This is a genomic window from Tenacibaculum insulae (assembly GCF_964512435.1).
Classification (GTDB): domain Bacteria; phylum Bacteroidota; class Bacteroidia; order Flavobacteriales; family Flavobacteriaceae; genus Polaribacter; species Polaribacter insulae_A.
Genome location: NZ_OZ208512.1, coordinates 1,098,349 through 1,123,875 on the forward strand (window position 1 = coordinate 1,098,349; position 25,527 = coordinate 1,123,875).

Below are 25,527 nucleotides of genomic sequence, written 5' to 3' on the forward strand. Positions count from 1 at the left end.
TACAAACTATTTAAAATATATAAAATGAATATATCAATCAAAAACATCGCAGTAATCGCCTTAATGGCATTTATAACTTTTTCTTTTACAGCTTTAAAAAAAGAAAGAAAAGATATTAAAACAGCAAAAAGTAAGGTTGTATGGAAAGGATACAAAGTTACAGGTTCTCATCAAGGAACTATTACAATAAAATCGGGTCATTTAAATTTTACCGACAATAAATTAACTGGCGGAAAATTTACTATGGACATGGCTTCTATTAATAATACCGACTTAGATGGAGAATATAAAGGTAAACTAGAAGGACATTTAAAATCTGACGATTTTTTTGGCGTAAAAAAATTTCCAACTGCTGTTTTGGTGTTTAAAAAGGTAAAATATACCGGTAAAAACTCATATAAAGTTACAGGAGACCTAACTATTAAAGGAAAAACAAACTCTGTTAAATTTACACTTTCTGTGTATGGAAATAAAGCTAGTACTTCTTTAAAAATAGACAGATCTAAGTTTGATGTAAAATATGGTTCAACCAGCTTTTTCGATAATTTAAAGGATAAAGCTATTTATGATGAATTTGATTTAGTTGCCGATTTAGAGTTTTAAACTATGAAACAATTCGGAACACTCATATTACTTTGCAGTATCGTTTTAAGTAGCTGTAACCTAAATAAAAAAACAGCTATTGTTAAGTCGAACACAACTGAAGTACATATTGACACTTTAACTAAACATTTAAAACCATTTAAATCGGAATTACCAACCATTGGTCTTTTAATTTATAGTGGTGTGTTGCAAACTGAAATTACAGCACCGTCAGATGTTTTTGCAAAACCAAGTAGAGAGGGTAAACAACTTTTTAATGTTATTACTATTGCACAAACTAAAAAACCTATTGTAACCGAAGAGGGTTTAAAAATTGTTCCTGATTATACTTTTAATAACGCACCAAAATTAACAGCTTTAATAGTGCCTAGTGGTTACGATATGTACTCTCAAGTACGCAACGATAAATTGGTGAATTTTATCATCGAAAAAAATAAGGAAACAAAATATATGGTAAGCAACTGCGGAGGAGCTCAATTAATTGGAAAATCTGGCATTGCCGATGGTAAAAAAATTGTAACTTGGATTGGTGGTGGAACACAATTACAAAAAGACTATCCTAATTTATTGGTACAAGATGATACTAAAATAGCTTATGTTGAAGATGGTAAATTTTTATCTTCTAACGGAAATTTAGTTAGCTACGTTTCAGCATTAAAATTGCTAGAAAAAATGAGTAGCGTAGCACATAGAAAATATGTAGAATCGTATTTATTTCTTGATCGTTTTCAAAACTGGAAAGAGTAAATTTAATTAATTATATAGTAAACTAAGCGCAGGTTTATAAACTTGCGCTTTTTATATTCAAGCATTTATATAAAATGTAAATTGTAAGCAACAAGTTTAAATTAATCTAATAACGATAATGCTAAATTTATAGAAGCTGTCATTTCTTTTGTATCAGTATTAATTTTTGATACCACTCTTATTCCGCTATAAAGTGTAAATAATAAAGATGCCAATACTTTTAAATCTTTATCAGTTTTTAATTGCCCTTTATCCTTTCCTTTTTTTAAAAAACTATAAAACAATATTTCTAACTCTTTTTTATTTTCTTCAAGAGTTTTACTAATAACAGAATCTCCAGGAACCAACTCGGTTGTAGTATTTACCACAAAACAGCCTTTTTTATCGGTATCATTAATAGCCTCATCAACAGCCATTTCAAAGAGCTTTAAAAATCCTTCTTTTACATTTTCATGATTATCAAAAAAAGTTTTTATACCTTCAATTCCTGTTCTTCTATAATGTTTAAAAGCTTTTTTAAATAATTGATCTTTATCTCCAAAAGTACTATACAAACTGGCTCTATTAATTCCTAAATGATTTACTAAATCGTTAATTGAAGTAGCTGCATACCCTTGTTTCCAAAACAAATTCATTGCTTTGTTTAAAACTTCTTGTTCGTCAAATAACTTAACTCTAGGCATATAAAAAAAATGTGGAAGCGTTTAATGCTTCCACAAAGATAAATATATTGGAATTATCATTCCAAAAAATACTAAAAAAATTAACTTACTAACGGATTTACATTTGTTCCACCATCAATATTATACTCACTTCCTGTAATAAATGATGCATCATCTGATGCTAAAAACGATACTAATTTTGCAACATCTTCTGGTTGACCAAATCTTTTTAAAGGAATACGATTTTGTAACGTTTCTGCAAAACCATTTAATTGTTCTTCTGGCATGCCTGTTTTTCCAAAAATTGGCGTTGCTATTGAGCCTGGATTTACCGAATTAATTCTGATTTTTCTTGGTGCTAACTCGGTAGCTGCTGTACGTGTATACGAATTTAAAGCTGCTTTTGAAGCTGCATAAATTGCTGTATTTGGCATACCTGTATAGGCATTTATTGACGATAAATTAATAATTGAAGCCCCGTCATTTAAAACAGGTAAAAACTTTTCAGTAGTAAAAACAGCTCCTTTAAAATTAATTCCTATTTGATGATCAAACATCTCTTCTGTTATTTGACCAACGGGTGCCGGAGCAAAAATACCTGCATTTACAAATAGCACATCTACTTTATTAAAATCGTTTTTTACTGATGCCACTAAACTATCAATCGCATTTAAATCGTTTACATCTGCAACAATTCCTTTTACTCCTAATTCTTGCGCTGCAGTTGCTACTTTTTCGGAATTTCTTCCTGTAATAATTACGGTAGCGCCTTTGCTTTTTAATTCTTTAGCACTAGCATAACCAATACCGCTATTACCGCCAGTTACTACAGCTACTTTTCCATTTAAATTACTCATAATTTCTATTTTTTTATGTTTTAAATAATAACAGAACAATCGTTCCGTTTGCAAATATATAAATAACAGAATGATTGTTCTAAATAAAATAGTTAATTTTTCAAAAGTAAAAACCTGTATTATTTTTTACTTTTGAAAACCTAGATTTACTACATTGAAAACTTAAAAAGAACAGTAGTCATGAATGATTTTAAAGAAATATCTAAATTTTTTGAAACAGAATATCCTTTAAATCAAGATGGATTAAGAGAACTACTTCTATTATTTAAAAAAGAAACCGTTACAAAAGGAACTCAAATTTTAAAAACTGATACTGAAGAAAAACAACTTCGTTTTTTAAATTCTGGAGTTATAAGAGAGTATTTTGCAACTTCAGAAAAAGAAACGAACATTAATTTTTATACTAAACCACAATTTATTACTGATTTATCGTCGTTCAATAATAATTTAATCACTAAAAAAAACCAAGAAAGTTTAACCGAAGTAACACTTCTTGTTGTTGATAAAAATCCGTTTAAAGAACTCTTAAAAAAATATGAATGCGGAAAGTCATTTATCGATTTATCTTTTCAAAAATTATTAAAACACAAAGAGCTTTTAGAATATAACAGAATTACTAAAACTGCTGATGAGCTTTATAAAGAATTGTTTATTTACAAGCCAGATTGGTTAAATAAAATTCCGCAATATCACATCGCTTCTTACCTAAATATTTCTCCAGAAACCTTAAGTAGAATACGAAAGCGCATTTCTTGATTTGAATCAATGGATACTGACCTTCCTTTTTTCAATTTTGTCTTTCAAATTATTTAATTATGAAAATACATCATGTAAGAAATGCTACACTCGTTATTGAAACTAATGATAAAGTTATTTTAGTAGATCCAATGTTAGGTAAAAAAGGAACAGCTGGTCCGCCATTTACATTGTTTAGATTTAAACCATTACGAAACCCGATACTCGATTTACCTAATAATGCAATGGAAACCGTGAACAAAACCACACATTGTTTAATTACACACCTACATCCAGATCATTTAGATAGAGCAGCTGAAACGTTTTTAAAAGAAAGAAATACTCCAGTAATTTGTAGTGTAAAAGATAAAAAAATACTTGTAAAAAGGGGTTTAAATGTAACTCAAACGGTGGCATATTGGAAACAATCCGATTTTTTAGGCGGAACAATTGAAGGTATTCCTGCAAAACACGGTTATGGATTTGTTGCTAAGCCTATGGGCAACGTTATGGGCTTTTTTATCAATCTTAAAAATGAAAAATCAATTTATATAAGTGCTGATACTATTTATACTAATAATGTTGATAAAGTTCTTAAAGAATATAAACCAGACATTAGTGTTGTAGCAAGCGGAACAGCGCAATTAGACATTTTTAAACCGCTTTTAATGACCTTAAAAGATATTACTAAATTTGTTAAAAATGCACCTGGTTTTGTTATTGCTAATCATTTAGAAGCTGTTAACCACTGCCCTACTACTAGAAAACAACTAGAAACAGAATTAACGAAACATCAACTTATTAAAAAAACTTTTATACCAAAAGATGGGGAGGTTATGGAGTTTGAATAAATTTTAAGCACCTTTGTAATAGTAAATATTTATAATGAAGGAGCAATTACAAAAATACTTAATACGTTATGCTGAATTTACTGACCATGAAATTGAACTCATTTATAATACTTGTACTAAACAAATCTACCAGAAAAAACAATTTCTAATCGAACAAAATCATATTTGTAAATACAAGTATTTTATCCTAAAAGGATTGGTGCGGCAGTTTAGAGTGGAAGAAAATGGCAATGAAAACATCAGTGCTTTTGGAATTGAAAATTGGTGGATTACCAATTTAGATAGCTTTGTAAATAAAACACCTACAATTAACTCAATTCAAGCGATAGAAGAAACTACAGTACTTCAAATTACAAACACGCAATTAGAAGATTTATATGTAAAAGTTCCTCAACTAGAACGTGTTTTTAGAATCATTGCAGAAAACACATTGATTGCGCTTCAACGTAAAGATGAAATTTACATGAAAAAAAGCAGCAAAGAGCGTTACTTTATTTTAGTAGCTCAAATACCCGATTTTGCCCAAAGAGTTCCGCAATATATGATTGCTTCTTATCTGGACATTACACCAGAATACTTGAGTGAAATTAGAAAAAAAGGGAGTCAAAATTAATTTCTTAAGATACCTTAAGGAAACTTCATTAGCTTGTAAAATACCTTTGTACTATAATAAAAAAACAAATTTATATTATGGAACGAATAGCTTATAAAGACATCCCAAAAGGAATGTTTGAAAATTTACGAGAAATTGAAAACTTTATTGAAAGTTCAACCTTAGACATGCAATTACTTGAAATTATAAGATTACGAGTAGCACAAAAAAACGGTTGTGCATATTGTGTAGACATGCACTATAAAGAGCTCAAAAAAACAGGTGAAACCGAACTTCGATTATCATCATTATGTGTTTGGGAAGAAACTCCGTATTTTACAGATAAAGAAAGAGCTGTTTTAAAGTTTACTGATGCTTTAACAAAATTGTCACGAGGCATTATTTCTGATGAAATTTATAATCCGTTGTTAAAATTCTTTTCAAAAGAAGAAATATGCTACTTAACCTTGGCTATATCTCAAATAAATACATGGACACGTTTAATGAAAGTGTTTCAATTTACACCAGGGAATTATAAGGTGACCGAATAAAAAAGTGTAAAAAAAGGAATACTAAATTTAGTATTCCTTTTATAGTTTTAATCTTTCTAGTGCTTTCTTTTTGTACAAATCACCTATCGGAATTTCAATTTTATCTATTTCTACATCTTGTTTTGTATACGCAGTTACTTTTTGAGAGTTTACAATATAAGAACGATGCACTCTTATAAAACGGTTGTCTAATTTTTCTTCAAAGGCAGAAATACCATGTTTAATTACCAACTTAGATGCTAACGTATGTATTCTGATATAATCCTTTATACTTTCTATATATAAAATATCTTCAAATAAAACCTTGATGTTTTTTTTATTACTTTGAACAAACATGTGTGTAGTTTCTTCCTTTTTATTAACAGGTTTCTCTATCGTTTGTGTATCTAAAAATTTTTCTATCGCCTTAAAAAATCGAGTAAAAACAATGGGTTTTAATAAATAATCAACCACATTTAATTCGTAACTTTCAATAGCGTATTCTCTGTGTGCGGTTGTAAATATTACTTTAGGCTTGTTGGCCAAGTTTTTTAAAAATTCAATACCTTTTAAAACAGGCATTTCAATATCTAAAAACATTAAATCTACCGATTCTGTTTTTAACACACTACTAGCTTCTATTGCGGATGCACAAACAGCCACAATTTCAAAATCTGGTAATTGATTTAAATGCGTAGTAATTAACTCTCTCGCTAATTCTTCATCATCAACAATTAAACATTTATACTTTTTCATGTGCTGTTAATTTTAATTCTAAATGATAACTTAATTCTTGGTTATTAATTTTTAAAGAATATCCACTATTTGGGTACAATAAATTTAATTGTTTTTGGGTGTTTTTCATACCTATTGAATGCTTTTCAACATCTTCTCTTCCTTGATATGATTTTGGTTTTGTATTCTTTAATTTAAAGGTAATTTCTTTTGTTGTTGCTGATAAATATAAGTCAATAGTCCCTTTATTTAATTCTTGACTTATACCATGTTTAAAAGCATTTTCAACAAAAGTCAGTAAAATTAATGGTGCTATTTTTACATTTTGAATATTATTTTTTTCAAAAACAACTGTTACTCTATTTCCATACCTAACCTTTTCTAAAGCGATGTAGTTTTCTAACAAATCTATTTCTTTATCAATAGGCACATATTTATCTTTACATTGATATAGTATATAATCTAAAATCTCAGAAAGTTTGGCAATTACTTCTGGTGTTTTATCTGATTTTTTTAATGCCAATGCATATAAATTATTTAACGTATTAAATAAAAAATGTGGATTTAATTGATGCTTAAGTAAATTAAGCTCGGTCGATTTTTTTTGCTCCTTTAAAGCAATAATATCCTTTTGATCTTGATAATATTTTATAGCAATTAATATGATTGAAGGAAAAACAATCCACATTATATTATTGATAAAAGAAATGAAAGAAAGTAATCGATCCCACAATAAAAAAGGTGGTCGCATTTTATAAATTTCAGGAAAATAAACTTCAAAATAATTGATAATAACAACGATATAAAAAAATCGTAATAAGTAAATAACCATTAAAGCTCCAACTACAAATAAAGCAATTCGTTTTTTATTTAAAAAATACGGAATTAGAAGGTAAAAGGTAAAAATGCTAAATAAAAACTGCAAAAATACTTTAAACGCAATATACTGCACCACAAATAACTTGTCATGTTCTTTAAACCAATAGGTGCTTAACAGGTAGATAAACATAACAACCCAGAAAATTGTTTTTTGTAAAATACTTGTAGATATAATTTTTTTCATCAATATTAAATATACAATTTATGCGAACGCTAAAATTACGTTTTTACTACCTCTACATTTTACTTCAAACTTAAAAAAATAAATTATCGCTGCTTCTTTTAATAGACAAAGGCTTATAAAGTAGAGTTAAATAGTTTTTTAAAGCAAATTAATCGTTTAAAAGATAAAAAAGAAGTTTCTATCAACGTTTTTACCCATTAAGTCTACAAAGAAATAAAGCAACCATTCATTTTTCTAGATTCGTTTGATTTTTAAAACTAAAAAAATGAAGACTTATACTTTAATACTGCTGTTTGTAGTAGTAAATTTTTCGAATTTAAATGCCCAGAAAAATAAAAAAAATTATTCAGAATTGATTAAAAAAGGGTGGAAACTCTGTTTAGATAAAGATTTTATAGCCTCGGGAAAAATTTATGAAAAAGCATTTAAAATTAATTCAAATGCGCCCTTAAATGACAGATACAACGCAGCATGTATTTATGCTTTAGCTAACAATTTAAATGGTGCCTATAAACATTTATTTATTGCAGTAAATACTTTAAACTGGTACGACATTAATCACTTAAAAAACGATAATGATTTAAAGAATATTAGAGCCGATAAAAGATGGAATGAGTTGATTACTATAATGCAAAAAACTAAACAAAAAATTGAAAAAAATTATGATAAAGAGTTGGTTACAATTTTAGACAAAATTTATTTTGATGATCAAAGCACAAGAAGTCAAATAAGATCAAAAGAAAAAAAATATGGAAGAGACTCTAAAGAAATGCGTATTTTTTGGAAAGAAATTTTACACAAAGATTCCATCAATCTACTTAAAGTGAGTAAAATACTAGATACCCGAGGCTGGCCAAGTAAAAATAAAATTGGTGCAAGAGGTACTTTAACAATTTTTCTTGTTATTCAACATGGAAATCAAGAAGTAAAACTTAAGTATTTATCAATGATTCAGGAAGCTTTAAAAAAGAACTGGCTACCCAAAAGACAGTATGCGATGTTTTATGATAGATTGGTTTTAGGACAAGGAAAAAAACAACTGTATGGAACGCAGTTAGCAATGAGCAAAGAAAATAAAAAACCATATGTTTTACCATTAGACGATGCTAGAAACGTAGATAAAAGAAGAGCTGAAATGGGTTTAAATTCTATGCAAGAAAATTTAAACAGGTGGGACTTAACCTGGGATGTAGAAGCATATTTAAAAATATTACCAAAACTTGAAGCTAAGGAAAGAGCATTAAATCAAAAAAATAATTAAAATGAATTTAAAAAAATTAACAGTCTCGTTACTTACACTGTGTATTACCAGTATTACACTAGCCCAAAACACCAATAATTATTTTAGACATTTACGGTACAATCATGTTTCGCCTTATATAAAATTAACCGGAACTTATCCCATTAATGCTGTAACTGCCAAAAACACGTCGCATTATATTTTCACATACAATAATACTAATCAACTTATTGAAATAACAAACAATCATTATTTTACTGAAAGAAGGCATCCGTTAGCTTCAATCGGCGCATACAAAACAATAATTTCATACCTAAATAATACAGAAACTAGATTTTTTTTAGATAAAAACGGAAAAAGAATAACCAATGATCGTCAGGTTTATAAAGAAGTTTTTACTGTTGATAAAAAAGGAAATTATTCTAAACTTGAGTTTTTTGATATGAACGACAAACCAATGGAATCTAATTGGCAAATAGCCAGTTACCAATGGTTTAAAAAACGTAAAATGGTGGTTGAAAAAAGATTTGGTTTAGACAACAAACCAAGAAATCTTTCTAATTATTTTGAATTTGGTATTACTGGGATGACCTTTAGAAAAGACGGATCTCCAATAGGAAATTATAATTTAAATGAAAATTTAGATGTTGTAGATAATTCTGTTGGAGTTGCCTCATATCAGGATACTTATGATAAAAACGGTAATCACATAAAATATACTTATCATGATAAAAATAATAAGTTGGTTATAAATCAATTTGGGTTTTCAATTGGTACTAAAGAGTATGATAAATTTGGAAACTATATCAAACAAGGTCATTACGATGCTAATATGAAATTTTTACGAGGACGAGATATTGCTAATAATCAACATATTACTTTAAGTAAAAAAGCATCACAAAAAGACAGCTTAGAAATTAAAAGAATTTCTTTAGGTTATTTAATTGCGCTGCAAGAGTTAAAACCTAATTTAATGCAAGAGGTTATGAATGATAGCTTAAATAAAGTAACGGTAGGTTATAGTAGAAAATTAAGAAAAGAAGTAGTTACAGCCATTCCTAAAAAAAGAATGCTTGAAAATGCTGCAAATTGGAATAAATCAAATACTCGTTTTCCTCCTAACCCAAGTAATCAAATTAAAATATTAGATGTTTATCACAGAATAGCAACGGTTAAATTATATTCTGATAATTGGGTAGAATATTTGCATTTAATAAAACTTGATGGTAAATGGAGTATTGTTAATCTTTTATGGCAACATAAAAACGTTAAAAGATATCCGTTTTAAATAGAAGAACCTCTTATAAACAAAAAACCTCAGGATTAAGTTTAATTCTGAGGTTTATGTTTTAACGAATCTAAATACTTTTACTATTCAGCCTCTAATTTAAACCAAGCATTTTTAAAAGATGCTATGGTTGTTTGATAAACCCAAACATCTAATATTTTTGTTTTTGTAGCGGTTCCATACAATACCCATAAACCTGTTTCTTTATTAAAGTTATACAGTTTTACAGTTTCAGGAGCTGTTGGTAATAAATCGTCGTCAATATCAAACTCTAACGTAGCAGAATGCCCGTTTGCAATATCTAGCCAGTTTTTGGTTGCGTCTTCTAACTTTATGTATACAAATCTATAATTATCTTCACTCATACTATTTTCTCCAGGAATTATAGTTTCTATAGCTAGATTAAATGGAGTTATATGATGAATAACTGGATACATAAATCCAGCGAAAGGACTTCCATCTTCTTTTTTAATATTACCATTAATTTTAAATTTTAATCCAGTCGGAAAATCCACCTCACTATCGCCACCTGTACCTAATACTGTTACTAAATGATCATTTAATAAAGTAAATTTTGTCGTATTGTTTTCTTCTAAATTGCTTAGTATTCGTAAACCATCTATATAATCATCTTTAACTACTTTAATATAGGCATAATCGGTTTCTAAGGTTACGTTATTTAATGTGAAATTTCCATTTTCATCCGTAGTTACTTCGTGTGTGGTTAAAGTTATCGTTGCATTTTCTATAGGCGCATTTGAACCGTCTACAACGGTACCTGTAAAATTATATATTTCTGTGGCAACGATAATTGGTATATCATCATTATCTGAATTACATGCTGTAAATAGTAAAATACATATTGATAATAGAGGGACTAATTTTTTCATATTAATTTGAGTTGTTTATTTTAATCACAACTTAGATTTACTTGCTGATAGCCTGACAGTTGTAAAGTTGGTATATGTTGACCATTTTTAATTTTTATACAAGGTAGATTAGGGTTTCTGTCAGCTAATAAATAATCAAGATTATCAAAATTACTTACATCTAATTGAGTTATAAAGTTTTCGAAGATTGATAAATAATAAAGTTTACTTTTTAACCCAAAACTAATGTTGGTTAACTTATTATTAGATGCATTAATAGCTTCTAATTTAGGATTATTAGCAAAATCTATTGACAGTATTTTATTGGTTAATAAATACACTGTTTCTAAATTAATGGCTTTACTAGCGTCAAACGATACTAATTCGTTATGGCTCATCAAAATATTGGTTACACTTGGGTTATCAAGTGTAAATTCTTCAAACAAATTATGTGATAGATTTAACCATTTTAAATTGGTTGCTTTTGATAATCCTTTTATACTTTTTAAATCATTAGCCATTAAATGCAAAGTATCTAACATTGTATTACTACTTAAATCAATATTTTCAAGTCTATTGCCTATAACATAAAGTCTCTTTAATTTTGTAAAACCCTCAATACCAGATAAGTTTTTAATCATTTCTGATGAGCTTGGGTATGATAAATCTAGATACTCTATTTCTTTAATATCAGATTGAAGAACTTGCTGATTTACAACACCATCAGAATCAATACCTTGTTTTATTAATTCTGTTTCAAAATTCACATCAGGTATCCGTATAAATTTACTTATTGGTGTTTCTTCTATATCATCATTTTTTGAACAAGAAATCATTATGATTCCTACTAATATCATCGTTATAAAAAGGTATTTCATTTTCATTTTTTTAGTTGTTAAGTTTATTCGTTAATTCTCACCTTTTTCCTATAAATTTCTCTAGGATAATCAGACATTCTAACGGTATCTTTCTGCAGTTCTGTTAATGCATTTTTTGCTATCCATTTTGCTGATTTACTTTCTAGTTTTAAAATATCCTTGGCAACTTCTATCGCCATTTCATTTAAATCGATATTTCGTTTTCCAATATTTCTTAACGCCCAGTTCACCGCTTTTTTAACATACAATCTATCATCTGTTGCTTGTTGTATAATAATCGGAAAAAATTGCTCAAAAAGCTCATTACCCGTTTTTTTATCAGCCATACAATAGGATGCCAAAATTGCAAAACCAGCTCTTTTTTCAAATTCAGCTTTTCGGTTAGTCCATTCTAATATTTTAGCCAATGCAAAATCACTTTTAGCAAATAATCCCATAGAAAAACTGTCGCAAATTTCCCAGTTTTCAAACGTTACCACCCATTTTTCCATTAACGTTTCAGTAATATCTTTTGGCTTGAAAATTTTACTACATAAAAGACGTGCTTCGTAAATTCCGCTATCAAATAACTGTAATGCTAATTCATTATTTGTTCCTATTTCTTTAGCAATCATTTTTAATTCTTTGTGATAAATTCCTAAAGAATTATTTGCTACAATTCCGAATTTCTGCTCTTTAAAAATGATTTTTTCAGAATCTTGTAAATCGTATAAACATTGTATAACTTCGTTACAATCCATTTATTTCTATGGCTTGTTTTAGATAATAAGTAACTACATTTTTATCAAACTCTTTTACTGGTAAAACCCGAATTGCTTTTCCTTTTCCTGTAAGAAAACCTAATTCATCCTTCATTTTTGCGCCTTTTAAAAACCCAAAATCAATACCATAAGGCATGGTTCTTAAATGGCAAATTCCACCATTTTTATTAGCATACGTTGTAATACGCTCTTTTTTTGTTTCTATAATTCCTTCAAAAGACAAAAGAAATGCTCGTGCTTTTAAAAAAAGTGCTTTGTGTTCTGATTCTAAATCTTTATCGTATTGCATTGTTTTATCTTTTAAGAATTTACAGCGATAAAAATATCTACTTCTGCATTTAATGGGTTTTGTGCTGCTGCTCCGTACACTTCAAAATCGGCGGTATAACTCCTGTCTAAATATGTTTTCCATATAGTATTCCATTTCTCGTAAACAGCTCCTTTAGTTAAATCTCCTTTTGCTGTAAATTTTTTATACGATGAAGCTTCTATCGTTATTGCGACAAAACCTTCAGGAATTTCATCAATATTGTTTACGCGGCATCCTAAAATTGTAGTATACGGCTTGGTATAATCACTTTCATAATCGGTATATATTGAATATATATCGGATGCTGTTTTATTCGGAATTTTTTCTAAAATACCTTCCGTCATAAAAGTGTTCCATAATGTGCCTATGTCTTTGGCGGCTTGATTATTTTCATTGGTTGTTCTTACTGCAATACCAATTATTTTAAATGCTTCTAATTCTTGTTTCATAGTTTATTTTGTTATTCTTTATTTTTAAAGACCTAAACGATCCATTGCTTCTTTTTCATAACGACTGTCTTCTGCTGGATAACGTAAAATTGAATCGTATTTTTTTGTTTGCTTTGTTAACGCCCATAAAAGACTTTCGCCTGCTGGAATTGTCACAGGAGTTTTAGCATAAATAGGATCTTTATAAGCTTTTTCTGCATTAACAATCTCCCAACCATTTTTTTTAAAGTGTTTGATTAAATCATCAATAAACAATGCTGATGTTAAATTATGATGCAATAATATATTGTGATGAATTTGTCTGCCAGTTAACTCTTTTCCTAAAGAATTATAATATTCCGCGCGATTAAAAAGATGTTTTAAATAGTAATTTCTATATCCTGAAATATCGCTTTGCGGATTTTCTTTTAAACGTTTTACTAAACGCTGATTAATATACCAATCAGAAGCATCAATTGTTACGTGGCCAGTTTTATAATTCTGTTCTTTTAAAAATTTTCTAAAGCCATCTCTTTTTTCAACAGTGTTGCCTTCTTTTAAATACGGAAACCGAAATAATTTTGTAAAATTTGAATACTTGTTAATTAAAGAATCATTTTTTAATAGTTCTTGTTTAAAACGATTTAAACTTACTTTTTTACTATTAAAATACGGATGAGAATACGTGTGATTCGCGATTAAATGCCCCGCATCATTCCAACTTTTTATAATTGTTTTTCCTGCTTCATTATCTAAGTTTTTTCCTTTAACAAATAACACTGCTTTTACATTTTCTGCTGCCAGTTTACCTAGTAATAATTGATTCCAATCAGCATTTTTATACCCCGGAAAATCTTGTGTAGCACCATCATCAAACGAAAATGAAATTTTAGGTTTTTCTATTTTATGTTGATTTTTGCATGCTGATAGCATCAAAAAACTACAAATTAAAAAACTATATAATAATGAAAATCGGTTCATTTATAATGATTTTTTAATTTCGTTTACAATTAAGATATTATCAACCGAACTCTGTACGTGTTTAGACCGCTCTAATAAAATCACTTTTTTTAATGATGGAAATATTTTTTTAGCTCTTTTAATCATTTTTTCGCCAGGAAACATTAAATCATTTTTAGCAGCAAAAAGCGTTATAGGAGTAGTAATTACTTGTGCAGCTTTTGTACTGATTACAGGAACGAGTGTAAAATCCATTGTAAAATGTAAAAACACTTCTGATAAAAACTGTATTGCAAAATTGTCTTGTTCTGTAAATAACTCTTTTAAAAAACGCTGTACATACTTCTCTTTTTTTGTTTTCATATAACGTTTCATCGGAATAAAAACCTTAAACAATGCTTTTAACGGATTCCCATTTACAATGTACGCAGGAGCTGTTAAAAAAACTTCTTTTATATTTTCTTGTTTAAACGCTAATGTTTTTAAAATAACCAATCCTCCAAAGGAAAATCCGGCAAGCGATACATTTTTTAAATGTAAGGCATCAATTACTTCATGCATCCATTTTCCGTAATCATCGTTTTTCATCGACAACCTAGTTTCTGCACTTTTATTAGGCTGTGCTAATACATCAATAGCAAAAATTTGGAAACTTGATTCTAACCCTTTGTAAGTTTCTAAAGCAATGGGTGCACAGCCATTAGAGCCATGCACAATTAACATCGGAGGACTTGACGCATTGCCTGTTACAATAACATTTGTTTTTCCGAAAGAAGTAGTAATTTCTCTCGAATTATAATCAATATTCAAATCTCTTAATTTTTCATTGTAGAAATTTAAAATTGCTATTTTTCCTTTTATAGATTTATAAAGTGAGTTCATTTTTAAAATTTAGGACAAGTTTACTAAAATTAATAATTTTAACCCTATTTTTATGCGTCAAAAAAATGTTAATTATTAAAGGGTGATTAAAAAAACATAATTAGTTACTACACTCTTATTTTTTTGCTTATTTCTGATGTATTATAAATTACAGGCATTTTACCTTTCCACTGTTCCCAAAGTTCATTTTTTGTGATTAGCTTACTCATAAAACTAGCTACATTATTTCTGCTAACGTCACCTGCATTAAAAATAGCACTTCTTGTTGGTGAAGGATGAATTTCATAATCGGTAACTTTATTTTCATTAATCAATGAATCAGGTCTAACAGCAGTCCATTCAATATATTTATTATTTTGACCTATTTGAGTACGTAAATAATCAGCTGCTTTTTCATTATCAACATGTGGAGGTAATAATAATCGAAGTAAAAAAATTACGAATCTTTGTGCAATAGAAATCGGCTCGTTTAAGTCACGGTTTCTATTACCTGTTGTATTCATTAAAACAAACTTTACTGGCAGATTTGGGTTGTTGCTTTTTACAGCATCGCAGAGTTTTTTTACCGCATCAGTAACCAATCGCCTGGGTTTTCCATAAATTCCTTTCCAACTCAATGTATGCCCTAAACAAGAAGCTATTGCAGTACAATCGGCAACGATTCTACTCATTTTCTCATCATTTAGTTCTAAAATACTTGCATGAATAATTTCTAAATCACGGTTGTTTTTCCACGATTTTGGTAATTTTTCTGGTGATCTTACAATTACTTTTACCTTATGTTTTTGGGCTAAAAGTTGTGCTACTAATTTTGATCCTGTTGCGCCGCTTGCGCCAACTACTAATGTTTTCATGGCTATTATTTAAGCAGTTTTTCAACTTCATTATCAGTTAAATTCTGAATGTTTTTGGTAATTTTTTCAATATCCCAATTCCACCATTCCAGTTCTAAAAGTTGTGCTATTTTTTCATCAGAAAAGCGTCTTTTAATCTCTTTTGCTGGATTACCTCCAACAATTGTATATGGAGGTACGTCTTTTACAACGGTAGCATTAGTAGCGATGATAGCACCATCGCCAATAGTTACACCTGCCATAATTGTTGCATTGTAACCAATCCAAACATCATTACCAATATTAATGTTTCCTTTTTGCGGATAGGTTTTTCCTTCCATCGCATTTTCCCAACCGTTTCCAAAAATTGCGAACGGATAGGTAGAAATACTGTCGGTTAAATGATTTGCTCCATTCATAATAAACTTTACATCAGAAGCTATCATACAAAACTTACCAATAATTAATTTATCGCCTGTAAAATCGAAATGATATTTTACATTTTTTTCAAAGTTTTCTACATTTTCAAAATCATCATAATAGGTATAATCGCCAACAATAATATTCGGGTTTTTAATGATGTTTTTTAAAAAACAAAGTCGATCGTAATTAGCTAATGGAAATTTTTGGGTAGTATCTGGTCCTGTCATAATTAACTTGCTTTTTTGTTTGTTTTTTTAACGGTGAATACTATCAATAGTACAACCAAGCTTATAAAATATAAACTTGTTGCGATACTTTTTATAATTGTAAACGTGCTTGTTGTTTTTACTAAAAAAGGTGTTATTTCTGTATAATTATTGAGCATTATAATTATTCCAATGTTTTCTAAATAGTCAAATAACCCTGCAATTAATGGAAGCAAACACAGATATATAAGAGGTTTTTTTAATCTATTTATCTTTTTTAGAAAATACCCAAAAAGAAAACAATAAGAAATACCAAAAAGAAAAGGGTAAATCATATCAACAGGAAGTTGATTTGTTAAGTAGATTTTACGACCAACATCGCCAAGTGATGTTAATAACTCGATAACATAATTAAAATCATATCCCATGGGCATCATGTCTAACAATTTCATTCCGTTTGAAAACTTCATTGTTCCAGGAATTGTAATTGTTAACATCAAAGCGTAGATTAAATTAGTTAATACAAAAAGTAATAACACCTTTTTTCCTGATATGTTTTTCTGTATAAAACTGATCAATTTTCTCATGATTTTATTCTATATTTTTAAGAGCTTCAATAGTTATTTCTTTTCTAGCTTTGGTAAATAAATTAGGATTAGTATCTATATTAGGTTCAATGTTTGTAGCAAAAAAATAGACATTTTTGTTCTTTTCAAGATATCCTACAAACCAGCCATTTCTTTTACCACTTCTAACAGATAAGCCTGTTTTTCCTCTTAATTTAAAATTCTCTGTATCTTTTACAAGCATCATTTTTTTCATAATCCCCTCTGTTCTTTTAGAAATAGGAAGTTTCGATTCATAAAGTCGCTTTAAAAAATTAATTTGTTCGAATTGATTGATTTTAGAATTTCCTTCTAACCAAAAATTATCAATGGTAGTTGCATCAAACTTCATGTTACCAAATTCTAATTCATCAAGAAGGTTTTGCATTCTGTTTACACCAACTTTTCTTGCTATTTCTTGATAACAAGGCACACACGAATAATGAAATGCTTGTTTTAAAACTAAATTTTGTTCCCAAACTTTATACGCTCTCTTCTCTCCATTCCAAGCAAATAATGTGCTGTCATTTTTAACAATCCCTAACTCTAAGGCAATAATAGAGTTCGGAATTTTAAAAGTAGACGCTGGTAAACGACCAATTGTTGCCCAATCAAAATCGTTTGAATAATAAGTATCCTTTTTAAAATCATAAATTAGTATAGCTCCTGTTACATTTTTATCGTTTATAATTTTTTGAAATTTAGGTTCTATTATTTTCTTAATTTCAACATTAACAATTTCTTTTTTTTTGTGTTCAACTTTATTTTTACAAGCACTCATTGCAAAAAACACTACGAATAAATAGAGGCTATTTCTCATTTTTAAATACTACCGTTAGAAGCTGTTAAAATGATAGGTTTTTTATCAGTAATTAAAATAGTGTGTTCATGTTGTGCTACATAACCACCTTTATTACCAACTAAAGTCCAACCATCATTAAGCTCAACAGCTACTGAAGATTTTGTAGCGATAAAGGTTTCAATGGCAACTGTCGTGTTTTTTTTGAAGCGTTCTCTATTACTTCTAACTCGGTAATTTAAAATGTTTTCTGGCTTTTCGTGTAAGCTTCTTCCAACACCATGCCCTGCTAAATTTTCAATTACTTTGAAGCCTCTTTTTTTAGCTTCAGTTTCAATTACATGACCAATGTCAGCAATTTTAACACCTCCTTTTGTACTATTAATTGCTTTCATTAAAATTTCCTTTGATGCGTTAACCAAAGGTTGATGATTGTTTACATCTTTTCCAAGAACAAACGAACTTCCGTTGTCTGACCAAAAACCATTTAACTCGGCAGAAACATCAATATTTATTAAATCACCTTCTTTTAAAGTGATTTTTTTCGATGGAATTCCGTGCGCCGCAACCTCATTTACACTGATACAAGTATACCCTGGAAATCCGTAAGTTTCGTAAGGAGCCGATTTTGCGCCGTAGCTTTTTAATAATTCAGCACCATAATCGTCTAACTCTTTTGTTGACATTCCTATTTTTGCAAAAGCTTTCATTTTTTTTAACGTTGTACCTACAGCTTCGCTAACTTTTTGCATTCCTACTAATTCTTCTTCTTTTGTTATCGACATTTTTTTTTACAATCTTTTAATTAATTCACTTAAAGCCTTTTTAGCTTCTTTCATCACAGGTAATAATGGCCAGATATGAGGCATTTCATCTCCAAAAACAACCTCAATATCAATATTAGCTTTTTTCATTTTTTGAACAGCTAATTGTTGATCTGGATAGGTAATATCGTTTTCAGCTAAAAACAAAATAGTTTTCGGAAACTGATTAAAACTTCCGTAAAGAGGGGAAATTATTTCGTTTTTTAAATCAACATTTCCTGCACACATTTTCTTGGCGCTTAACACCCCTTTTTTTGATAACATCGGGTCTTTTGCATCAACAATAGCGATCATTTTATTCGTCATTGTGGCATCCATCACTGGAGAAATCAGTAATATTTTATTGGGTAATTCATCATTATTCTGAATTAATCGCTGAGTTAAAGTGGTAACTAATGTACCTCCAACAGAATCCCCTATTAATGTTATTTGTTTTCCTTTATACTTTTTTAATGCTTGTTGATATACAGCATCAATATTGTTTGAGATTTCAGTTATTTTGTGTTCAGGAGCTTTCGGATAATTACACATCCAAATGGTTAAATTTGTATGTTTTGCTATTTCACGCAAAGTATTCCAATGGTGTTTTGCTGGCCCAGAAATAAAAGCACCGCCGTGAATAAATAATACTAGTTTATCAGTGGACTGTTTTGATTTTATTTCTGTAATAGTTGTTTTTTTTACTTTAAAACTACATATTTCATTACCCTTAAAAGAACTCGTTTTAGGATGGCACATGTTTTCTTTCCTAATTTTTTTATAATCTATAGGTTCGGCACTAAACGTTTTTTTTATACCTTTTAGCTTTAAAACTAATAAAGTGATGTAATAAGTAATGCTTTTATTCATTATTGCTTTAACAAATTTATACAGTTAGTGCCATAAAAATAAAGCTTATTACATAGGTATATAAAATTTTGTGACGAACTGTTATTTAGATACCACCAATCGTTAAATATTGATGATGAATACTGTTTTTTTAATTCTAAAAAGAAGTTACAATCTATAGATAATAGAAAAAATCAAACTACCAGCCATCTATAAAACGTAATTCTTGATTAAAAAATCGGCTTGAAAACCTAGTTTTAAATACAAACCTTTTCCCATTTCCGACGCTTGTAAAACCATATATTCATTGTTATTCTCAATACCTTTGTTTATCAATGCCTTCATAATTTTAGCTGCATATCCTTTTCTTCGATTTTCTGGGGGGATACCAACTGAATGTGCGCCAACAACAGTATCGGTTTCATAAGTTAAGGCAGTTCCAACAGGGGTATCTCCATCACAAGCAAGATAATAATTGATGTTTTTTAATGTTTTTAACACTGTTTTACTGCCAATTACATATCCAAAAGATTTTTGAAACAGCTCCGCCCAAATATTTGCTTCTTTTTCGTTTGAAACCAGTAATAATTTAAAATTCTCGTTTAACTCATAAGATGTTTCTAATTTTAAAGACATACCTACTTGTTCGAACTTTAATTTGAAATCATTGGCTCTATATTTATAATACCAAATTAAAACTCAATTTTTCAAATTCAATTCCATTTACAATAATGGATAATTGATGCTTACCAATATGAAATTTACGCGTAGTAATTATTTTAAAAGACTGTTTTCTAGTTATTGATGTAGCTGAGTTTTCGGCATATACTTTTTCACTAATTTTAAATACTTTTTTAGCTAAGGTTCCGTTTGTTTTTTGATAATACAAGCCATATTCTAAACGAATTTTAGCAGCAACAATATCGGTATTTAAAAGATCAAATGAAAACATTAAAGCCTCTCCAATTTTTACATCTGGAGTTTGAATTTTAAAACTGTTAATCTTTATTTTATCAACAGCTCCGAAACCAAATAAGGTCATTATTTCTTGATTTCCTTCTTTTAACAAAGTTCTGCTGGCATGTTTTAAAAGTTTATCAACCTCAACCGTTTTTCCTTGCCAGTTTTTAACAATATCAATTACAATTACTGGATTGTCTTTTGAAATATCGTTTAAATTATTCGCCACACTTCTACGAACAGATTCTGAAACATCGTTTTTTAAGTTTTCAAGAATTGGAAGAATTTCTGATGGATTTTCTTTTAAATCAGGAATCCCAATTCCCCAAGGTAATCTTGGCCTACAGCCTTCAGTAGCAAGCCTTCTAACCATTGCATGCTTATGGTTAGACCATTCAAATAACTGTGGAATCATAGTAGATGAATAATTAATTATGAAAGGTCTAACAGCAAACTCACAACTTGTAAATTGCGTTATTTTCTCAAAAGCTTTTACTGAAATGGTATAATTATCCAATCCGTAAACTTCAATAAAGTCAGGAAAAAACATATATTCAATACTTTTTTCGTTGATATTATTTTTTTCTAATTGATCAATTATTTTTAAAATTAAGCTAACATTTTTCTCATAATCTTCGGATAAATGATTTTTTAAAACAACGGTAATATGTCGCATTCGTTGTTTTAATTCTTTGTTATCCCAATCAACATCAAAAATATGTTGAAGAAATGATTGCGTATCAAAATCAGGAATTACTTGTTTAATAATCTTAGTAAATTGATTAAAAAAATCTTGATTATAAATATTCTTAAATAATTCCGCCATTAATTTTTGTAATTTTGAAGCAAAACTACCAAATACTTTGATGTATACCACACTTTAAAAATGAGTAAAACCAAAGAAAAAATACTAAACACCTCTAGAATTTTATTTAATGAATTAGGATATAGCAATGTTACGATTAGAATGATTGCTTTAAAGTTAAATATGAGTTCAGGTAATTTAAATTATCATTTTAAAAAACGTGAAGACATTTTAGAAGCGCTTTATTTTGAAATGGTTGCCACTTTTGATGAACGTATTGCCAATTTAGAGCAACAAATACCCACTTTAAATAAAATGCAAATTGATATTAAAGCGAGTATGGAAAGAATGGTTGATTATACTTTTTTTTGGAGCGATTTGTATAACTTACTTTCATTAAATAAAAAGATAAAAACACATTTCAATACCGTTTACATCCAAAGAAAAAACGGACTTGATTTTGTGTTTAATCATTTTATTGACATACAAATTTTAAATCCTTTTGAGTTTAAAAAAGAACGTGAATTTTTAGTTGAACGGATGATTAATTTCGGAAATACTTGGTTATATGCTTCATCTATATATAAAAAAGAAGCATTTACAAACAAGTATATTAATAAACAAACAAATAGTTTAATGACTTTATTATATCCGTACTTAACCAATAAAGGTAAAAAAGAGTTTCAATTACTTGTACCAACTTTTTTCTAATAAAAACTAAAAAAGCGCATCTAAATTAGATACGCTTTTTTTGAGGTGTCGAGCGGATTCGAACCGCTGTAGATGGTGTTGCAGACCACTGCCTAGCCACTCGGCCACGACACCTTTTGTTATTAAGGACTGCAAATTTACTGTTTTTATTTTTTACTGCAAGCTTTTTTTAACTTTTACGCATTTCTTTTAAAACAATTACAACCTCAGCTACGTTTCCTCCTATCGGTGGATTGATTTTAGCTACGCTAACTTCCGCTTCATCAACGAGTTGTATTTCTTTAAAAATTCTATCAATAATTCTTTGTGCAACATGCTCTAATAATTTAGATCGTATTGCCATTTCTTCTTTTACAATATAATTTAAATGTACATAATCAACAGTATCAACTAATTCATCTGTTTTTGCTGATTTTTGCAAATTTGCTTTTACCTCTATATCAACTCTATATTCCGAGCCAATTTTAGCTTCTTCCTCTAAACATCCGTGGTTTGTATATAATCGGATGTTGTTTACGCGTATAATTCCCACTTTAAAATTTATTAATGATTATTTATCATGAGAATCTGAAACAAGTTCAAATTAACAAATAAAAACCAAGTATTATCAATAACAAAAATACGCTTTTTACTTTATTTCAAACGTTTGTTCTTTATCATTAATTACAACTTTATAAGTTCCTTTTGGTAAATAATAAACCTCGTTTTTAGCTTTTTTAATCAACGCTTTTTTGTACTTTTTTAAATAGTCTTTTTTCCCTTTTTTAGAAAAAGAAACATCGTAAACAGCTTCATTAAAACCTTTTTCTGCATTTATTTTTAGTGAATTTACTAAAATAGCATCCGAATAAATATTTACTGAAGTGTTTTTGTTAGAATTTACATAAAACGGAATTACAACTTTAGGCGTATTTGGTTTTAACCATTTGCTCCAAGAACTTCCCCAAGAACCTCTTTTTCTGATGTTTTTAATAGCAAATATCGCTTCTTTACTCTCAAAATTTTGTAAAGAAGTTACATCAGCTTTATACAAACTACGTCCGTGCGTTGCAACAATTAAGTGTTTTGCGGTTGGCTGAACCACTAAATCGTGAACCGCAACATTTGGTAATCCATTTTTAAAAGGATGCCATTCTGTTCCGTTATTAAAAGAAGCATACAATCCGTTATCAGTACCTAAATATAAAATATTTTCTTTCTTCGGATCTTCTTTTATTACGTTTACTGGCGATGTTGGTACATTTTCTCCAATATTTTTCCATGTTTTTCCAAAATCATCAGACCTATAAACATAGCTTGTAAAATCATCAAATCGATATCCATTTAACGTTACATACACGCGTTCTTTTTTATGTTTTGAGGCAATTACACGACTTACCCATAAATTTTGTGGCAATGTGTTTGATATTTTTTCCCAACTTCCGCCGCCGTTTTTACTAACATGTACAAATCCGTCATCAGAACCCACATATAACAATCCGAATTGAAACGGACTTTCAGAAATTGATGTTAACGTTCCGTACGCAACATTTCCTTTTTTTCCGCCTTGCGTTAAATCATCAGAAATCGCTTGCCAAGTATCACCTTTATCTAATGATCGGTGCAATTTGTTTCCTCCTAAATATAAAATATCTTGATTGTGTTTTGATAATTGAATTGGTGTTTGCCAATTAAAACGATACGGTGTTTCGCCCAAAGTGTGTTTTGGTTGAATGTACTTTTGGCTGCCTGTTTCTCTATCAATTCGATAATAATTACCAAACTGATATCCTGTATATACGATATTCGGATTACGATCATCAACCGCAACTTGCATACCATCTCCACCCATTAAACTTTCGTACGGATTTTTACCTGTTTGTTTCCAGCGCTTATCCATTTTTGCATTGTTATTTGCAACCCAAACTCCGTTGTCTTGCAAACCGCCATATACTTTATAATTTTTCTGATTATCAGCATACACCGTGTAAAATTGCCCAACTGCTGGCTGATTTAACTTCGTCCAACTTTCTCCATCATCGTACGAAATATTTAATCCTCCATCATTTCCTTCCACTAAATGCCCTTGTTTATTTGGGTTTACCCATAATGCTTGATGATCGGCGTGTACGTTTTCTTTACTGATAGAGGTAAATGTTTTTCCGCCATCTTTCGATTTTAAAATAGGAACTCCTAATACATATATTCCGTTTTCATCTTGCGGATCTACACGAACCTCCCCAAAATAATATCCATAAGAATAATATAAATCATCTAAATAACCTTCGTGTGTTTTATTCCAAGATTTTCCGCCGTTTGTAGTTTTAAAAACCTCAGCACCAACAACAGGCGTATCAAACAATAACGTATTTGCGTTTTCTAAATACTTTGCCAAATCAACTGGTTTTACTGATCCTGCACGCACCATTTGTTTTACGTTTTCTGCACGGTATTTTTCTTGAAAACCATTCATTTTTAAATATGAATTTAGTTTTTTATCCTTCAACTTTAAAAACGCATCCACTGTCATGGTTTTAAAATCGTCTTTTGTTAAAGCATTTGATGTTTTCTTTTTCTTAGTATCTTTTTTTCTTCGGAATTGACTATCGTGAAAAGCATAAACGGTGTTTTCGTTAAAAACGGCTAAACCGATTCGTCCAACACCATTTCCGTTCGGAAAACCATTGTTATCAGAAATTTTTATCCAAGAATTACCTGCATCCGTAGACTTATAAATAGCAGAATTTTTTCCGTCGCCATCAAAATTCCAAGCTTTACGTTCGCGCTCCCAAGCAGCAGCGTATAAAACATTAAAATTATTTGGAGCCGATTGTACATCTATAATTCCAGTGTTTTCATTAATAAATAAGGTTTTATTCCATGTTTTTCCGCCATCCGTAGTTTTAAAAATTCCACGTTCATCATTTGAAGAATATAAATGACCGATAACGCCAATTACTACCTCTTCCGGATTTTTAGGGTTAATTAATATTCTACCAATATGATGAGAATCTGTCAAACCAACGTTTGTCCAAGTTTTACCTTTATCTGTCGATTTTAAAATTCCGATTCCGGCATAACTAGAGCGAGAAGAATTATTTTCTCCGGTTCCTACCCAAAGTGTCCCGTTTTTCCAATCAACAGCAATATCACCGATATTTTGTGTTGGAGAACTATCTAAAACTGGTGTAAATGTTGTTCCGTTATTGTTCGTGTACCACAATCCGCCAGAGGCGTAACCCACATAAAATTCAGTAGTATTTTTAGGGTTTACATCAATATCAACAACACGACCACTCATAACGGTAGGCCCAATATTTTTAAAAGCAATATTTTTAACAATAGACGTTTTTGTTAAGGCTTCTTTTTGCTGTAATGCTGCTGATATTTTTTTTGCTGACGTTGGTTGTTGTGCTATTACTACTAGTGTAAAAATAGTAGCAACGAATGTAAGAATGGTTTTCATTTTAGTTTGTTTAGAATTGATGAAATTACTACAAGGAATTTCAAAAACAAAAAAATTAACAAAACATTGGTTTTTTAAGCTTAAAAAAATCCTTATC

The 25,527-nt window shown here is 29.4% G+C and carries 30 protein-coding genes and 1 tRNA gene; 9 read left to right on the top strand and 22 right to left on the bottom strand.

Annotated features, from left to right (window positions below):
- Positions 1–24 precede the first annotated feature (24 nt).
- Both ACN5J5_RS05080 and ACN5J5_RS05085 read left to right on the top strand, forming a co-directional pair.
- Positions 25–603, top strand: coding sequence for a YceI family protein (locus ACN5J5_RS05080; protein WP_418646225.1), 579 nt, complete (start codon positions 25–27; stop codon positions 601–603).
- Between the two features lie 3 nt (positions 604–606).
- Positions 607–1,350: a DJ-1/PfpI family protein gene (locus ACN5J5_RS05085; protein WP_418646226.1), complete on the top strand. Its 744-nt coding sequence runs from the start codon at positions 607–609 to the stop codon at positions 1,348–1,350.
- A 101-nt stretch (positions 1,351–1,451) separates the two neighbouring features.
- Here ACN5J5_RS05085 and ACN5J5_RS05090 read toward each other — a convergent pair whose 3' ends face one another.
- Entirely contained in the window at positions 1,452–2,033 is a 582-nt protein-coding gene (locus ACN5J5_RS05090; protein ID WP_418646227.1) for a TetR/AcrR family transcriptional regulator, read from the bottom strand.
- Positions 2,034–2,113: 80 nt separating this feature from the next.
- Positions 2,114–2,869 (bottom strand): SDR family NAD(P)-dependent oxidoreductase, encoded by a 756-nt coding sequence (locus tag ACN5J5_RS05095; RefSeq protein ID WP_418646228.1) that lies wholly within the window; start codon positions 2,867–2,869, stop codon positions 2,114–2,116.
- A 180-nt stretch (positions 2,870–3,049) separates the two neighbouring features.
- Between ACN5J5_RS05095 and ACN5J5_RS05100 the strand changes: the two genes are divergently transcribed.
- The 4 genes from ACN5J5_RS05100 to ACN5J5_RS05115 all read left to right on the top strand — a co-directional run bounded on the left by ACN5J5_RS05100 (position 3,050) and on the right by ACN5J5_RS05115 (position 5,598).
- Complete coding sequence (locus tag ACN5J5_RS05100) at positions 3,050–3,625, top strand: Crp/Fnr family transcriptional regulator (protein ID WP_418646229.1); 576 nt, start codon at positions 3,050–3,052, stop codon at positions 3,623–3,625.
- Between the two features lie 59 nt (positions 3,626–3,684).
- Positions 3,685–4,455 (top strand): MBL fold metallo-hydrolase, encoded by a 771-nt coding sequence (locus ACN5J5_RS05105; RefSeq protein WP_418646230.1) that lies wholly within the window; start codon positions 3,685–3,687, stop codon positions 4,453–4,455.
- Positions 4,456–4,489: 34 nt separating this feature from the next.
- Positions 4,490–5,068 carry a Crp/Fnr family transcriptional regulator gene (locus ACN5J5_RS05110; RefSeq protein WP_418646231.1) on the top strand — a complete coding sequence of 193 codons (579 nt, stop codon included), beginning with the start codon at positions 4,490–4,492 and terminating at the stop codon, positions 5,066–5,068.
- A 77-nt stretch (positions 5,069–5,145) separates the two neighbouring features.
- Positions 5,146–5,598, top strand: coding sequence for a carboxymuconolactone decarboxylase family protein (locus ACN5J5_RS05115; RefSeq protein WP_260587295.1), 453 nt, complete (start codon positions 5,146–5,148; stop codon positions 5,596–5,598).
- 39 nt (positions 5,599–5,637) lie between these two features.
- On the opposite strand, the gene ACN5J5_RS05120 is transcribed toward ACN5J5_RS05115, so the two are convergent.
- Both ACN5J5_RS05120 and ACN5J5_RS05125 read right to left on the bottom strand, forming a co-directional pair.
- Positions 5,638–6,333 (bottom strand): LytR/AlgR family response regulator transcription factor, encoded by a 696-nt coding sequence (locus ACN5J5_RS05120; RefSeq protein WP_260587296.1) that lies wholly within the window; start codon positions 6,331–6,333, stop codon positions 5,638–5,640.
- On the bottom strand, positions 6,320–7,375 hold the full coding sequence (locus tag ACN5J5_RS05125; RefSeq protein WP_418646232.1) for a sensor histidine kinase: 1,056 nt from the start codon (positions 7,373–7,375) through the stop codon (positions 6,320–6,322). The genes ACN5J5_RS05120 and ACN5J5_RS05125 overlap by 14 nt, the downstream gene beginning before the upstream one ends.
- 265 nt (positions 7,376–7,640) lie before the next feature.
- On the opposite strand from ACN5J5_RS05125, the gene ACN5J5_RS05130 reads away from it, so the two are divergent.
- Together ACN5J5_RS05130 and ACN5J5_RS05135 are read left to right on the top strand one after the other, a co-directional pair.
- The gene (locus ACN5J5_RS05130; RefSeq protein ID WP_418646233.1) at positions 7,641–8,636 is read left to right on the top strand and encodes a DUF6624 domain-containing protein; all 996 of its coding nucleotides are present in this window, start codon (positions 7,641–7,643) and stop codon (positions 8,634–8,636) included.
- A 1-nt stretch (position 8,637) separates the two neighbouring features.
- Positions 8,638–9,903 (top strand): nuclear transport factor 2 family protein, encoded by a 1,266-nt coding sequence (locus ACN5J5_RS05135; protein ID WP_418646234.1) that lies wholly within the window; start codon positions 8,638–8,640, stop codon positions 9,901–9,903.
- Positions 9,904–9,986: 83 nt separating this feature from the next.
- Here ACN5J5_RS05135 and ACN5J5_RS05140 read toward each other — a convergent pair whose 3' ends face one another.
- The 15 genes from ACN5J5_RS05140 to ACN5J5_RS05210 all read right to left on the bottom strand — a co-directional run bounded on the left by ACN5J5_RS05140 (position 9,987) and on the right by ACN5J5_RS05210 (position 21,346).
- Positions 9,987–10,793 (bottom strand): carboxypeptidase-like regulatory domain-containing protein, encoded by an 807-nt coding sequence (locus ACN5J5_RS05140; protein WP_418646235.1) that lies wholly within the window; start codon positions 10,791–10,793, stop codon positions 9,987–9,989.
- A gap of 20 nt (positions 10,794–10,813) precedes the next feature.
- A complete protein-coding gene (locus tag ACN5J5_RS05145) occupies positions 10,814–11,650 on the bottom strand; it encodes a hypothetical protein (RefSeq protein ID WP_418646236.1) in 837 nt (278 codons plus the stop codon).
- Between the two features lie 23 nt (positions 11,651–11,673).
- Positions 11,674–12,390: a DNA alkylation repair protein gene (locus ACN5J5_RS05150; RefSeq protein ID WP_418646237.1), complete on the bottom strand. Its 717-nt coding sequence runs from the start codon at positions 12,388–12,390 to the stop codon at positions 11,674–11,676.
- The gene (locus ACN5J5_RS05155) at positions 12,380–12,700 is read right to left on the bottom strand and encodes a hypothetical protein (RefSeq protein WP_418646238.1); all 321 of its coding nucleotides are present in this window, start codon (positions 12,698–12,700) and stop codon (positions 12,380–12,382) included. The genes ACN5J5_RS05150 and ACN5J5_RS05155 overlap by 11 nt, the downstream gene beginning before the upstream one ends.
- 11 nt (positions 12,701–12,711) lie before the next feature.
- On the bottom strand, positions 12,712–13,170 hold the full coding sequence (locus ACN5J5_RS05160; RefSeq protein WP_418646239.1) for a GyrI-like domain-containing protein: 459 nt from the start codon (positions 13,168–13,170) through the stop codon (positions 12,712–12,714).
- A gap of 24 nt (positions 13,171–13,194) precedes the next feature.
- Positions 13,195–14,082 carry a polysaccharide deacetylase family protein gene (locus tag ACN5J5_RS05165; protein WP_418646240.1) on the bottom strand — a complete coding sequence of 296 codons (888 nt, stop codon included), beginning with the start codon at positions 14,080–14,082 and terminating at the stop codon, positions 13,195–13,197.
- 48 nt (positions 14,083–14,130) lie between these two features.
- Positions 14,131–14,991 (bottom strand): alpha/beta fold hydrolase, encoded by an 861-nt coding sequence (locus ACN5J5_RS05170; protein ID WP_418646241.1) that lies wholly within the window; start codon positions 14,989–14,991, stop codon positions 14,131–14,133.
- Positions 14,992–15,098: 107 nt separating this feature from the next.
- Positions 15,099–15,845 carry an NAD(P)-dependent oxidoreductase gene (locus ACN5J5_RS05175; protein WP_418646242.1) on the bottom strand — a complete coding sequence of 249 codons (747 nt, stop codon included), beginning with the start codon at positions 15,843–15,845 and terminating at the stop codon, positions 15,099–15,101.
- Between the two features lie 5 nt (positions 15,846–15,850).
- Complete coding sequence (locus tag ACN5J5_RS05180; protein WP_418646243.1) at positions 15,851–16,474, bottom strand: CatB-related O-acetyltransferase; 624 nt, start codon at positions 16,472–16,474, stop codon at positions 15,851–15,853.
- Between the two features lie 2 nt (positions 16,475–16,476).
- On the bottom strand, positions 16,477–17,040 hold the full coding sequence (locus tag ACN5J5_RS05185) for a hypothetical protein (protein WP_418646244.1): 564 nt from the start codon (positions 17,038–17,040) through the stop codon (positions 16,477–16,479).
- A 4-nt stretch (positions 17,041–17,044) separates the two neighbouring features.
- Positions 17,045–17,878, bottom strand: a complete 834-nt coding sequence (blaOXA, locus tag ACN5J5_RS05190; protein ID WP_418646245.1) for a class D beta-lactamase — start codon at positions 17,876–17,878, stop codon at positions 17,045–17,047.
- A gap of 2 nt (positions 17,879–17,880) precedes the next feature.
- Positions 17,881–18,642: a type I methionyl aminopeptidase gene (gene map / locus ACN5J5_RS05195; protein ID WP_418646246.1), complete on the bottom strand. Its 762-nt coding sequence runs from the start codon at positions 18,640–18,642 to the stop codon at positions 17,881–17,883.
- A 6-nt stretch (positions 18,643–18,648) separates the two neighbouring features.
- Positions 18,649–19,530 (bottom strand): alpha/beta hydrolase fold domain-containing protein, encoded by an 882-nt coding sequence (locus tag ACN5J5_RS05200; protein ID WP_418646247.1) that lies wholly within the window; start codon positions 19,528–19,530, stop codon positions 18,649–18,651.
- Between the two features lie 189 nt (positions 19,531–19,719).
- Positions 19,720–20,145 (bottom strand): GNAT family N-acetyltransferase, encoded by a 426-nt coding sequence (locus tag ACN5J5_RS05205; RefSeq protein WP_418646248.1) that lies wholly within the window; start codon positions 20,143–20,145, stop codon positions 19,720–19,722.
- Between the two features lie 43 nt (positions 20,146–20,188).
- Positions 20,189–21,346, bottom strand: coding sequence for a DNA alkylation repair protein (locus ACN5J5_RS05210; RefSeq protein WP_418646249.1), 1,158 nt, complete (start codon positions 21,344–21,346; stop codon positions 20,189–20,191).
- A gap of 9 nt (positions 21,347–21,355) precedes the next feature.
- Here ACN5J5_RS05210 and ACN5J5_RS05215 point away from each other — a divergent pair, with 9 nt between their 5' ends.
- Entirely contained in the window at positions 21,356–21,985 is a 630-nt protein-coding gene (locus ACN5J5_RS05215; protein ID WP_418646250.1) for a TetR/AcrR family transcriptional regulator, read from the top strand.
- 43 nt (positions 21,986–22,028) lie between these two features.
- Here ACN5J5_RS05215 and ACN5J5_RS05220 read toward each other — a convergent pair.
- From ACN5J5_RS05220 to ACN5J5_RS05230, 3 genes are all read right to left on the bottom strand, one after another.
- Positions 22,029–22,099 (bottom strand) — tRNA-Cys (locus tag ACN5J5_RS05220).
- Positions 22,100–22,154: 55 nt separating this feature from the next.
- Positions 22,155–22,517, bottom strand: coding sequence for a dihydroneopterin aldolase (gene folB, locus ACN5J5_RS05225; RefSeq protein ID WP_418646251.1), 363 nt, complete (start codon positions 22,515–22,517; stop codon positions 22,155–22,157).
- A gap of 96 nt (positions 22,518–22,613) precedes the next feature.
- A complete protein-coding gene (locus ACN5J5_RS05230; RefSeq protein ID WP_418646252.1) occupies positions 22,614–25,430 on the bottom strand; it encodes a WD40/YVTN/BNR-like repeat-containing protein in 2,817 nt (938 codons plus the stop codon).
- Between the last annotated feature and the right edge of the window lie 97 nt (positions 25,431–25,527).